This is a genomic window from Listeria immobilis, assembly GCF_014322845.1.
Lineage (GTDB): Bacteria > Bacillota > Bacilli > Lactobacillales > Listeriaceae > Listeria > Listeria immobilis.
This window is the reverse complement of record NZ_JAASUA010000007.1, coordinates 124,041-137,071: the sequence shown is the minus strand read 5'-3', so window position 1 is coordinate 137,071 and position 13,031 is coordinate 124,041. Positions and strand designations below refer to the sequence as shown.

Genomic DNA, 13,031 nt, shown 5'->3' with positions numbered 1-13,031 from the left:
TGTTATATGATCAATGGATGGTCTACTTATTATAGTCATTATGCTAAAATAAATAGTGTAGCTGTTACGGCTATATTAATATAGTATAATCGTTTTTATGGCTATCAAAATATAACTAGGAAGTTGGGGCAAAATGGGAGAACAAACTATGTTAGAAACACGAAACGGGAGAACATCATTTTTTGACGGAGGATTACTGCAATTTATAGGTTGGACAATACTAGGAGTTATTATAACGATTGTGACAATTGGTATTTGTTATCCATGGGCTTTATGTATGATCTATGGTTGGAAAATAAATCATACTGTTATTGAAGGTAGACGTTTAGAATTTCGAGGATCAGCAGTTGGGCTTTTCGGTCATTGGATTAAGTGGTTATTATTAAGCATTATTACGATAGGTATTTATAGCTTCTGGGTATTTATTAAATTGGAAGATTGGAAAGTTAAAAATACAGTATTTAAATAAGAAAAAGCGGAGATGTTTGGTGATTTTTTCTATCACTAACTATCTCCACTTTTTTTATTTTATTTTGTTTTTGTGTTCTTTCTGCGGAACAACCAAATACCAGCTAAGAGAAGTAGGCTGCCAGTTAGAAGTAATTCAGTATTCCATGTATCTCCTGTTTCTGGCATGTTTTTCTTATTTTTAGAAGAAACGTTTTTGCTGCCGCCTTTTCTTTGGTTATTGGGTTCATTTTTAGGGTTGATGATAATTGCTGTGTCGCTATCTTTTACTGTAACTTGAATCACTTTTTTCGCCACATTTCCGGATGAATCAGTTGCAGTGATAGTTACTTGATATACGCCTGCTTGATTCCAGTTAACTACTTTGGCAAAGTTGGTAGTGATTGATACAATGCCGTTATTGTCAGTTGCACTTGCACCGACATCTTGTAGAAATTGGTTTTCTGATACATTTTTTCCTTTCGGGTAACTAATCTTGTCCTTTGTTACCAACAATGTTGGAGATGTCGTATCAACCACTTGGACCGTTGTGATAAATTGATTTGCTACATTTCCTGTTTGATCCGTTACTGTAAAGTAAACATGGTATTCGCCTAGTTGAGCTAGTTTCACTTCGCTCGCATCCACTTTGACCTGTTTAGTATCATCACCATCTACAATATCAATTGCTTGGATGCCAAAGAACGTCAACCAATTTGGCGCTGCTGTATTAATTTCTATTTTTTTACTTGATTGTTTTGCTATAAATGTTGGTGCTGTTGTATCAACAATCGTGAGTACAACATTGCTCTCTGTTGTATTACCCGCAGTGTCTTTCGTGCTGACTTTTATTGGGTATGTTCCTGGAACGTTACCTTGGATAGATTGGTCTGGAGTGTAGGTGATTGCTAAGGATTCGCCCGTCATATAATCACTTGCTTCTATCCCGAAAATCGCCGACAACTCAGATAATTTATCCGTCGCCTCAATAGTTTGATCTTTTATTTTTTCTAAAGTTGGTGCTATCTTATTTTCAATTTGCACATAGATAGTAACAGGATTTGCTTTATTCCCATAGGTGTCTACTGCGTCAAGTTTCACTGGATAGATGCCAACTTTGTTTTGATTAACTTTTTCAGCAAAGTCACTGGTAACCTGGATATTTCCATCTAATTCATCATTCACTGTTGCCTGAATATCACTGAGGAATTTAGCTTCTGTGACGTTTGTTTTCCCTTGATAAGTGATTTCTTTATCTGCTGAAATCACTGGCTTATCTTTTACTACATCAACTTCTACTTTTTTCGTGGATGTATTTCCTGAAGTATCAGTTGCACTCACAGTCACGTCATACTTTCCTGGTTTTGCTAAATCAACTTTGGTAACGAAATCTGTTGTTAAAGTTAAATCAGCCTCAGCATCATTGTTATCCTTAATTTTAACATTAGCGTCTTGCAAAAAATCTGCTTCTGTTTTAGTCGTATTCACATGATATGTCACACTATCTGCGGTAATAGTAGGTCCCTGATCATCCACAACTTGAATGGAGATAGTTTGCGGTATAGCTTGGTTTCCGCTTGAATCTGCCAATAAAATTTGTACTTGATACTGGCCTTTTTTCACGTTGGAAATATCATTAAATACGGTGTTAAAATCACTTCTAAAAATCATCGGCATCTTGTTCGGTTGTGGTGCTTGTCCTGGTGCTAGGTCATAATTATCGCTTCCGATTAATCCAGCTGATTCAAATAATTCTTGTTCCGATAACAAACGCATATCTTCAACAGTATAAGTTAATGAATTATTGGTTACTAAAATAGTAGGTGCTACGGTATCAATAACTTGAACTGATACGATTTGTGTTGACTCATTACCAGAAGCATCCGTAGCTCGCACTGTTACCGGATATGTTCCAAGTTCATTCCAAACGACTTGGCTGTAGTCGATAGTTGGTTGAATATTCCCATCGTGTACATCATTTGCCGTAACAGTAAGTTTTTTCACCCATTGAATCGCGCTTTCCGTGCTATTCACTTGGATAGAAGCATCTTGGTTTGCAGTAATAACTGGTGCTGTTTGATCTATATCAAAAGTTTTTTCTGCTGTTGCCGTATTTCCGGCTTCATCAGACGCAATGTTTTTAACGGTATAGGTTCCTTCATCATTAGGGATACGAACTGCCTTTCCGACTCCTTCATAAATCAGTGTTCCATTACTATCTACTACTGTCCATTTATTGGTAACCACCGTTTCAGCATCTTTGGAATCAATCGTTATTGCTTTCGGGGAAACCGCACGATCTAATTGAATAGCTGTTGTTGGTAAACCTGTATCTGTAATATAAATTTCTGATACGCTACCAATGCCTGGTGTTAAATTATCTAGCGCATATTTTCCAGTTGTATTATTAAAATTTATATTCTGCGGCGCATAGACAAATTTACTACCAGATGGTGCAGTAACTTGCAAAGTATAATCTACTGGATTTTGAATAACGACATCTTTAAAAGAGAATTCTCCTTTATTATTTGTAGTCACAGCAGTTTTCACTTCTTGCCCATCTTCATCTAATAGCTTAATTTGATAACCTTCACCATATTGCGTAATTTTACGCTCACCATCTTTATTCATGAAGATGACTGCCCCTTGAACTGGAGTAGACATATACATAGGTAGTTGAATTCCAGCGATGGTTTTAGGATTTCCGGCTGCTAAATCATCTATTGTAAACTCGGGAGCACCATTTTTAGTTAACCAACCAATGGAATCATCTTCTGAATCTATAATGACTTTATTATCTCCTGTTGTAACAAATTCTGCATTTCTATTTGGTAAATGTGCAGCAATTTTATAAACTCCATTGCTTAATCCGGCAAAGTTAAACAATCCGTTCGTTTGATTAGTTGAATCGGGAGACGTATATATTGTTTCTAATTTTTCAAATGTCCCCTCTTTTTCTTTATATAAATCTAACTGAACAGAATTCAAACCATTTTCACCGTTATCTTGAACACCATTTTTATTTAAGTCGATGAAAGAATTCCCCTCGAGACTTAAATCAGTAGCTGGAGTAGTACTTTTAACACCGCCGCGTGGAGGTTCGGATGCTAGTTTTGTAATCCCTGATGCTGTTTCTTTATCCACTCTATACGCTACAGAGTTATACGCAATTTCTCCGTTACGTGGTGCATCAGTTGGAACAATTCCTTCAAAGTTGAGATCAATTTGGTCGCCTACTTTAAATTCAATGTTTGGTAATTTAATCCGGAAACTTTTAACCTCCGCCATATTGGTTGGTGCAGTCATTTGCCAAGCAGCACCGGCAACATTTTCGCCATCCGTGTTAAAGCGTTCTGGTGTGGTGCTAGTCGAGTATTCTACTGTAGCTACATCACTTTTTTCTCCATTAACTAGTACTTCAATTTCACTTGTTGGTATAACCGAGAATTGTGACCCACGACCTCCAGTACCGAGGACGTATTGATCTCCAACATGAGGTAAAATATCAATGATTTCCAAGTTATTCATACTCTTGGTCCCATTGTTTTTAAAGTTTAAATTGTAATCAACTTTTTTACCTGGAATCGTAGTTGCTGTTGTTGTACTTACATCAACTAACTCTGTATCTTGACTACCTTTTATCTTCATTTTGGTCGCTAAGCTATTGGAAATCCCAACATTAGCAGTCTTAGTTGTTGATAGATATTTGTTAGAGGTGACTCCTGGTAATTTTGCTTGAAGTTCACTTGATAGCGTTTTAGTTGTGAGTCCATCATTACCTGCACCATTGAGAGACCAGTTTGCATCAGTCATGGAACCCATACCAAATTCTACTTTATTGTCCCCACTGTTTACTTTGTTTAATTTAAAGGCTAAGTCAACAGATAGCAGTTCACATTGTCTTACTCCCGGAGATAAACTAGTATCGGGAGCTTCCCAATAAAGCAATGTGGAACCATCTGCTAGTTTTTCTTCTCCACTGATATCTGCAGAAGTTTTTGGATAAATGGTATCTATCCCGTTTGATGGGGCATAGGTATAATTTAAAGCACTGTTATAAGGCTGTTGGATATAGTTTCTTAATACAGTAACGTCCATCCCCTTAGGTACAACAACAAAAATATATGGGTTTTCTAGTTTATTCGCATAATTACCAATCCGAACTGATTGTGCAATGGTATCTCCGTTAAAGAAAATGGTACTACCAAAATCTTTCCCGTAAGAACTTACAGTAGATGGGTAAGAAATAGCACCGTTAATCTTCGCTGGTTCAGAAGTAGGTGTCACAACTTGAACTGTTTTCTTTAAATTAGTTGGATCTACTGATTTAGTTGTGCTGTCAAAATCCGTGTAGGAAATTGCTTCTGGTTGTAAAGTAAAGGAATCTCCTGCACGAATACCTGTATTTTGTAAACGAATAGTTCCTGGTGTGTAAGGAGGTAACTCATTTGCATCTACTATTCCATCTCGATAAGTAATTCGCAATTTTTCAATTGGGTTAGTAGACTGATTTATTTCAGAAAAATCCCAACCGCTTCGAGAACTTGCATCCACTTTTATCCATGAACCATTTTGATAATACTCTAATTTTTTTATGGCATGGAGCATGTTATTGTTGGGTGTAAAAGAAAGTGTCTTTAGTCCTTCTGGAATTGGAGCGACAATCTGTAAATCATTAACTCCAGACATAGCAGAAGAGACTTTAGGCATTAGACCCCATTCAAAAATTTCATTCTCTGTTATGGTTGTTCTGGATACTTCACTATCTACGGTTACCGTTGATTTGGCAGCAAGGACATTTGAATTAACTTTCAATGTTGTAACTAAAACATCTTCGTCATATACATTAATTGTTCCTGTATAAACTGTTCCCGGAACTGCTGTTTTAGGAATCCTAGATGCTACAGTTAATTGTACTTGCTTATATAAATTGGCATTAATTGGTCCATATTCTACTACTTTTTTTTCAGCGGTATCACTAATTTGAATAGGTGATCCGTTAATATCGCTTAGAGAAGACCAATATGCACCAGACTGAATGATATTTAAATTACCCAATCTCAAATCAAACGCTTCAGCACCATTTTCTTTGAGATATTCTATCTTTAAGTTTTTAAAACTCTTATTTTCTGTACTTTTTTTATTAAGTACAGGCCATACAATGTGATAGCCTCCAGGTGCCAATGAAAAGGATACATTTCTATTAGCAAAATCCCAACTGCCATCTCCAGCAGTAATCGGCTCGTATACTTTGTTATCGCCACTTATTGCTAGCATATAGCTTATTGCTTTATCCACTGGATTATATGTGTCTCCGCTGTTATTTGCTCCGGAAAGAGTTGCTTTTAAGTCCATGGTAGTTCCAGGCACAGCATCATAGCTGGCACGAACTACAACCGGAATATCAAATGGAGCACCACTCGGGATATTATCAGCTAAGTTAATAGTTAATTTATCTGTGGATGAGCTATAGGATGCGGACTTTACATTTGCATTTGCTGCGGAACTTTTCGGGTAGTTTACTGGTTCTAATCCCGAACCAGTAAAATCAACTACTAATTTTCCATCTTTTAAGGTTGCTCCACCATCCAAGAAGTTAATGGAGTAACTAATAGTCATTTGTTCTGTGTAGCTATTAAGTGTCGTTTTGCTACCCTCTGCTTGCAAAGATAGCTTATCGGAAATAGCACTACCAGCAAGTAATCCGGCTTTAAGTGGCTTACTTGCTATTATATTTTTTATTTCATCAGTGTTATCTTCTTGTTTTTGGACAATCAGGTCAAGAGTTGCAGTAACCTTTGTATTTTCCTTAAGGTCTAACTTATAACTTCCTTCTTTTGTAGCTATCAAAAATAAAGAAACTTTCTCCCCTGTTCCTTCAATAGTTACTTCATTCTTTGTTTTATTATAAGTTATATTTTCAGCTATTTTGCTTGTATCCAATTGAAGCTGTTCAGGTAAAGTTAGTGTGTAGTTTTGACCCTCTACTGTGTTTTGGATAACAATTTCATTATTATCTAAACCTGTATTTTCTGCTTTAGCTTGCATTGTAATATCGGCTTGTTTTGTTTCTGTTTGTGTTTCTACCGCATTCGCTGTGATATATATCGGGCCTACTGTCGCTTGCACTAATATCGCACCAGCTATGACACCAGTGAAAATCTTTTTAATCATCCGCTCACTCCTCTGCGTTTCTATACATACTAATATCATACCGTGCTTACTCTATTTAATTTTGAGCTGTTTTCATAAAGTTTTTTTCTTAATCCATTATTTTGTGAACAAAATGTGAATGGCTCAAAAAACTAAAAAATCAAATTACAAGCAATCAGCCCTTCATTTTCAAGTGATATTGATATTTTTCTAAATAAATTCGCATATATTTATTCTAAAAAAACCTATAAATTAATCGAAAACAACTAACTACAATTGCTTTCAAATAATTTATAGGCTTTAATCTTTCGTTTTCCGTTATGCTAACAGAGGATTAATACACACTTGGTTTATAGCCGTTTAGAGTTTACTTGCTACAAATCATACCTCTTATGTTGGATAACCCACTAGTTTGTTAATACTAAATCCTATCATTGCTGCTGATTAGGTTGTTCCACAGCTTCCGAGGCAATGTAGTATTCACCCTCTTCTTTATACAAAATAATTCTAGGGTAAGCGTCTCCGTTTTTGGCTTGATAAAGTTCTACGCCTTCATTTAATGAGTTAGAGGTAAAATCTTTATCTGGTATTTGATATCTTTTTATTTTCTGCTCTACTTCCCCAAATTTCCCCAAACTATCTTCCTTTTTTGCTGGTTCATTCGTCACTATATATAGAAGCCCATCAACTTGTACCATCCCTACAAGATTATCTCTATCTAGTAGCCATTTTATTCCGAATACTGAAGTACCAATAACTATTGTCCCAATTAATAATATTAACCACTTTTTCTTCATTCCATTATCTCTCTTTTCATTTTATTTATTACAGCTTTGACCGTATGTACTTGAAGCAGTACTTGTATATTTTGTAGTTGTCCTTGTGTATTAGCTGGCACTTTTTAAAAGTGGTCTTTCTTGACTATTTGGGGTATTTTGATCTTTAACTATAAATTCAGTCGATAATGCTTCACTACTACATTGCACACTATTTTCAACCTCACTTTGCGTAAGAATTGGAGATGTTCCAACCTTTTCCTCTGCTGCGGATACATGTGCAAGCGGAGTTATTATCAAAAATCCGACAAGCAATTGTATTATCACTTTCATTAAAAAATTCTTTCTCATGATTATATTTCTCCTTATGTAAAAACTAGTTTTCAAAATAAGTGTAGCATGAAAAGCGAATGTATAATCAAAAATATAATAAAATGTCCGATTCTTGTCATGAACGACTAAAAAAGGGCGTTCCCCCTATTTTTTGGATGCAATTTTTAATTTTCAGTCATTATAATACTACTGCCTATACTATTTTTCTCATAAAAAAGCCCTAACGAGTGTGTTAGGGGAAATTAAAAAATATTGTAAGCATAAACTTACGACATACGCACATCGTACAGTGTTTTGAAGTGGGTATGATTATTATATATGCGTCTGAACGCGTCGGACATTAACCTAACAATGAAGTACTATAATCACGTCAGTTCTAAAATTAGAACACTAAATGAAAAAAGAACATCAGAACAATTCAATCGGGAACTTACTATATAAAAAAATGTAAAAAATTTGTAAAAAACAGGGTGAAAAAAGGAAAATAGAACAAAATAAAAAACATTTTATAAACGGCTGAATGCTTTGATAAAGCTAACTTTAACGTCATTTATAAAATGTTTTTTTAGTTGAAATACTGCCCTCGGAGGGAATCGAACCCCCATTTTAAGAACCGGAATCTTACGTGCTATCCGTTGCACCACGAGGGCTTTATGTACACATAATATTATTATCGTACGAATAGTAATTATAGCGAAAAAAAGAAGGTTTTACAAGCTTTATTTTGAGCTAAAACAGCTTATGTGCCTATTAACTTACCAATTATTGTTCTTCCAACTATCTATAAACAGTTTAGTTTGCATAATTCGTTGTTCTTTAATCTTTTAAACCGTTTCACTTTATACAGTTTTCCGTTTTTTTAGTTAAATCCCACTTTATTTCTGGGTTCGAACTTTATTATTTGACCTAATTTGACCATTAGTGTATGATAGATACAAAGTTAATTTTAATTCACATTTAACAGGAGGAATCTTGATATGAACTTAATTCCAACAGTAATTGAACAAACTAGCCGCGGTGAACGCGCATATGACATTTATTCTCGTTTATTAAAAGACAGAATTATTATGTTAGGCTCTGCAATTGATGATAACGTTGCTAACTCTATCGTTTCCCAGTTATTATTTTTAGATGCACAAGATCCTGAAAAAGATATTTTCCTTTATATCAATTCTCCAGGAGGAAGCATTTCAGCAGGGATGGCAATTTATGATACAATGAATTTCGTTAAAGCTGATGTACAAACAATCGGTATGGGAATGGCAGCTTCTATGGGTTCATTCTTACTTACAGCAGGCGCAAATGGTAAACGTTTTGCCTTGCCAAATGCTGAAATTATGATTCACCAACCACTTGGCGGTGCGCAAGGTCAAGCAACAGAAATTGAGATTGCTGCTCGTCATATTTTAAAAATCAAAGAACGTATGAATACAATTATGGCTGAAAAAACAGGGCAACCATATGAAGTTATTGCTCGCGACACAGATCGTGATAATTTTATGACTGCACAAGAAGCCAAAGATTATGGTTTAATTGATGATATTATTGTTAATAAAGCTGGTTTAAAAGGTTAATCAAAAAAGTGGTTTTGCTTACGCAGAACCACTTTTTTATTGTCTTATTTTAATCGAATGACGGAATGTTTTCTTCCGTAAAATGTGTATACAATAATTCCTAGTACAAACCAAATACCAAAAGCAATCCAAGTCGTTTTTGATAAATTAAGCATTAAATAGACACATAATAAAAAGGAAAGCGCTGGGACAACCGGATAAAATGGTGTTTTAAATCCTTTTTTATTAAGATCTGGATTTCGACGTAAAAAGAAAATCCCGATGGAGACCATTGCAAAGGCGAATAATGTGCCAATATTGATTAATTGAGCTAAATCTTTCATTGGAACTACTGAAGCTATTAAACCCATTACAGTAGCAAAAATCATTGTATTTCTAACTGGTGTATCATTTTTACCAATTTTTGAAAATGATTTTGGTAATAAACCATCACGGCCCATCGCAAATAATAACCTAGTACCACCATAAGACATAACTAAAACAACGGTTGTCATCCCAACTATTGCTCCAACTGAAAGCAAGCCTGCAATCCAGTTTTGATTAATTGCTTGAAGTGCAAATGCAACTGGTGCACTAACACCCACTAAATCAGTGTAAGGAACAACGCCCGTTAATACTGCCGAAAGCAATATATAAAGCAAGGTACAAACAGCAAGCGATGAAATAATCCCAATTGGCATATTTCGTTGCGGATTCTTCACTTCTTCTGCTGCACTTGAAACAGCATCAAAACCGATATATGCAAAAAACACAGTAGAAGCACCAGTAATTACTCCCTGTACTCCAAAAGGTAAGAACGGTGTCCAGTTATCAGGCTTAACATAAAATGCACCAACAATAATAAATAATACAACTACTGCAATTTTCACTAAAACCATAATATTATTGACACGAGTGGATTCACGAATACCAAAACTAAGTAAAATTCCAATTACCATAATTACTAAAAAAGCCATTAAATCAAAATAAGTTCCTGCACTTGGATTATACGCTGATGATATAACTGTTGGTATGTGTAAGTTAAAGCCTGCTAGTAAACTCTTCATATAAGAAGACCAACCACTCGCAATAGCAGCAACTGCCAAACCATATTCTAAAATAAGTGACCAACCGAGTATCCAAGCAATTCCCTCGCCAAACACATGATAGCTATATGTATACGCACTACCAGCAACTGGTAATTTAGAAGCAAACTCTGAATAACAAAGCGCCGCCAAACAACAGGCAATTCCTGCAATTATAAAAGAAATAACGATTCCTGGACCTGCTATTACAGAAGCAACTTCCCCGGGAAGAATAAATATCCCCCCACCAACAACTGCTCCAACTCCTAGCATCGTTAAATCAAATGCTCCCAAAGTCTTGTTCAAATGATGTTTGTCTTTTTCTGGGTTATGAAAACTCTTTTTTCTAAAAAAAGAATTAACTTTTACCATAAAAATTCCGCCTCCTCAAATTTCAATTTTCAGTTAATTCCCTTCTATTTCTTTTAAAACTAACATGAAAACCATTATCCATACTAACATAAATAAATTAAAAAATACACCATATTTGTATAAAAACATACAAAAATGACTGCTTTATGGTATGAAACTTGAAAAAGCGATTACAACCACCATTCGCTCATTCCATGTGATTTATTCTATTATTGAAAAAAATATATACATATACCATTAAATAAAAAAACTTGAAATCCACTTTATCATTGGGATTTCAAGTCTCTTCTTTTATTTCCAAGCTCGAGAGTATTGTTTAGGTGCTTCGATTGTTTCACCTAATGCTTGAGCTGCGTCTTTTGCAAAATAAGGATTTCTCAGTAATTCACGCCCAATAATTATTAAATCTGCACGTTCATTACATAAAATTTCTTCGGCTTGTTCTCCACGAGTTATCAAGCCAAGCGCTCCGGTTGCAATTCCAGCTCCACGACGAATTTCATCGGCAAATGGCACTTGATAACCTGGGAAAACAGGTGGCGCTACATTAACAAGCCCGCCTGTACTAACATCAATTAACTCAACCCCATCTGCTTTCATCCATTTAGCGAAAGGAATATGGTCTTCCAATTGCAGACCACCATGAGCATAATCCGTTGCAGAAACTCGGACAATAATCGGACCGTCCCAAACTTCTTTAATAGCTTTAATAACATCACTTAAAATTTTATAGCGATTACCAGCAGGGCCACCGTAATTATCTTCCCGGCGATTTGTAATAGGCGAAAGAAATTGATGAATTAGATAACCATGAGCCGCATGAATTTCAATTACATCAAAGCCAGCTTCTTTAGCCCGAAAAGCTGCCCGCTTAAAATCAGCAACCACCTCTTTAATAGCTTCTTTTGTTAATTCTGTTGGTTTGATTGATTTTTCATCATAGGCAATAGCTGATGGTGCCACTATTTCTCCCGGTATAACAGCTTTTCTACCCGCATGAGCAAGTTGAATTCCTGCTTTTGCGCCATGATAATGTAAACCGTCAACAATTCGTTTTAGTGCTGGAACTTGTTCATCATTCCATAAACCTAAATCAAACTCTGAAATCCGCCCTACTTCCTGCACTGCAGTAGCTTCTAAAATTACAAGTCCCGTTCCACCAGCTGCTCTAGAAACGTAGTGAGCAAAATGAAAATCTGTTGCGATTCCGTCTTTATTTTCTACTGAATACATACACATTGGTGACATAACTACTCTGTTTTTTAATGTTACATCTTTTAACTTATATTCTGAAAATAATTTTGACATTCTAATTCGCATCCTTTTCTTTTATTTAACTATTACTAACTTTTAAACCTACTTGAGAAGGAGATTCTCCACTTCTTAAACGTTCGGCAATTTGATCAAGTTTACGAAGACGATGGTTAATTCCAGATTTACTTACTTGACCTGTTGTTAACATTTCACCTAATTCTTTTAACGTTACATCCTCATTGGCGATCCGTAGTGCCGCGATTTCACGCAAACGTTCGGGTAAAGCTTCTAAACCAACTGTCGCTTGAATATATTTAATATTATCAATTTGTCGAACAGCTGCATTAATAGTTTTATTTAAATTGGCGGTTTCACAATTCACTAGCCGATTCACAGAATTTCGCATATCGCGCATAATTCGAACATCCTCAAAATGCAGAAGTGCGCTTGTTGCTCCAATAATACTTAAAAACTCTGTGATTTTTTCCGCTTCTTTCAAATAAGTAATATAACCATTTTTCCGTTCAAGTGTTCGCGCATTAAGGTCGAATTGATTCAACAATGCGCATATTGCTTCGTTATGTTCCTCATAAACCGAAAAAATTTCTAAATGATAGGAAGAAGTTTCTGGATTATTAACAGAGCCACTTGCTAAAAATGCACCACGCAAATAAGCACGTTTGGCACTTCTTTTCTTAACAAATCCCCTATCAATTGATTTGGTAAACGTCATTGGTGGTTCGAGAATTCGTAAATCTTCCAGAATCCCTCGTGTCCCAGACTTTAATCGAACAATATAGACATTATTTTTTTTGAGTTTCATTTTCCGACGAACAAGAAGCTCAATTGGAACTTCATATAAATCTTTTAATAATTGGTACATTCGTCTAGCAATAGCGGCATTTTCCGTTTGAACATCCATTATGACTAATTGATTAGAAAACGAGATTGCACCATTCATTCGAATAAAAGCTGCGAGTTCCACTTTTGCATCGCTATCACTTACGTCCATATGAGTTAATTCTTTCTTTGTCTCCGATGCAAATGACATGGCTGAC

8 protein-coding genes and 1 tRNA gene are annotated in these 13,031 nt (G+C 35.5%); 2 read left to right on the top strand and 7 right to left on the bottom strand.

Going from position 1 to position 13,031, the window contains the following annotated elements; all coding sequences use genetic code 11:
• Nucleotides 1-133 precede the first annotated feature (133 nt).
• Nucleotides 134-469, top strand: a complete 336-nt coding sequence (locus HCJ45_RS10575) for a DUF898 family protein (protein WP_185345619.1) — start codon at nt 134-136, stop codon at nt 467-469.
• A 59-nt stretch (nt 470-528) separates the two neighbouring features.
• Here the strand turns inward: HCJ45_RS10575 and HCJ45_RS10570 are convergent, their stop codons facing one another.
• The 4 genes from HCJ45_RS10570 to HCJ45_RS10555 form a co-directional block, all read right to left on the bottom strand.
• A complete protein-coding gene (locus tag HCJ45_RS10570) occupies nt 529-6,621 on the bottom strand; it encodes a LapB repeat-containing protein (RefSeq protein WP_187124768.1) in 6,093 nt (2,030 codons plus the stop codon).
• Nucleotides 6,622-7,031: 410 nt separating this feature from the next.
• Complete coding sequence (locus HCJ45_RS10565) at nt 7,032-7,397, bottom strand: hypothetical protein (protein ID WP_187124767.1); 366 nt, start codon at nt 7,395-7,397, stop codon at nt 7,032-7,034.
• Between the two features lie 90 nt (nt 7,398-7,487).
• Entirely contained in the window at nt 7,488-7,727 is a 240-nt protein-coding gene (locus tag HCJ45_RS10560) for a hypothetical protein (protein WP_187124766.1), read from the bottom strand.
• A gap of 560 nt (nt 7,728-8,287) precedes the next feature.
• A tRNA-Arg gene (locus tag HCJ45_RS10555) sits at nt 8,288-8,359 on the bottom strand.
• A 327-nt stretch (nt 8,360-8,686) separates the two neighbouring features.
• Between HCJ45_RS10555 and clpP the strand changes: the two genes are divergently transcribed.
• Nucleotides 8,687-9,283 carry an ATP-dependent Clp endopeptidase proteolytic subunit ClpP gene (clpP, locus tag HCJ45_RS10550; RefSeq protein ID WP_014093683.1) on the top strand — a complete coding sequence of 199 codons (597 nt, stop codon included), beginning with the start codon at nt 8,687-8,689 and terminating at the stop codon, nt 9,281-9,283.
• A gap of 44 nt (nt 9,284-9,327) precedes the next feature.
• Here the strand turns inward: clpP and bcaP are convergent, their stop codons facing one another.
• From bcaP to whiA, 3 genes are all read right to left on the bottom strand, one after another.
• Nucleotides 9,328-10,719 (bottom strand): branched-chain amino acid transporter BcaP, encoded by a 1,392-nt coding sequence (gene bcaP / locus HCJ45_RS10545; protein ID WP_187124765.1) that lies wholly within the window; start codon nt 10,717-10,719, stop codon nt 9,328-9,330.
• A gap of 291 nt (nt 10,720-11,010) precedes the next feature.
• Nucleotides 11,011-12,027 (bottom strand): NADPH dehydrogenase NamA, encoded by a 1,017-nt coding sequence (gene namA, locus HCJ45_RS10540; protein WP_187124764.1) that lies wholly within the window; start codon nt 12,025-12,027, stop codon nt 11,011-11,013.
• 25 nt (nt 12,028-12,052) lie between these two features.
• Nucleotides 12,053-13,024, bottom strand: coding sequence for a DNA-binding protein WhiA (gene whiA / locus HCJ45_RS10535; RefSeq protein ID WP_185345627.1), 972 nt, complete (start codon nt 13,022-13,024; stop codon nt 12,053-12,055).
• Nucleotides 13,025-13,031: the final 7 nt, after the last annotated feature.

Bases quoted from the DNA above. Each gene is read 5' to 3' on its own strand.
- HCJ45_RS10575 (WP_185345619.1), top strand. From the start codon at position 134: ATGGGAGAACAAACTATGTTAGAAACACGAAACGGGAGAACATCATTT.
- HCJ45_RS10570 (WP_187124768.1), bottom strand. From the start codon at position 6,621: ATGATTAAAAAGATTTTCACTGGTGTCATAGCTGGTGCGATATTAGTG.
- HCJ45_RS10565 (WP_187124767.1), bottom strand. From the start codon at position 7,397: ATGAAGAAAAAGTGGTTAATATTATTAATTGGGACAATAGTTATTGGT.
- HCJ45_RS10560 (WP_187124766.1), bottom strand. From the start codon at position 7,727: ATGAGAAAGAATTTTTTAATGAAAGTGATAATACAATTGCTTGTCGGA.
- clpP (WP_014093683.1), top strand. From the start codon at position 8,687: ATGAACTTAATTCCAACAGTAATTGAACAAACTAGCCGCGGTGAACGC.
- bcaP (WP_187124765.1), bottom strand. From the start codon at position 10,719: ATGGTAAAAGTTAATTCTTTTTTTAGAAAAAAGAGTTTTCATAACCCA.
- namA (WP_187124764.1), bottom strand. From the start codon at position 12,027: ATGTCAAAATTATTTTCAGAATATAAGTTAAAAGATGTAACATTAAAA.
- whiA (WP_185345627.1), bottom strand. From the start codon at position 13,024: ATGTCATTTGCATCGGAGACAAAGAAAGAATTAACTCATATGGACGTA.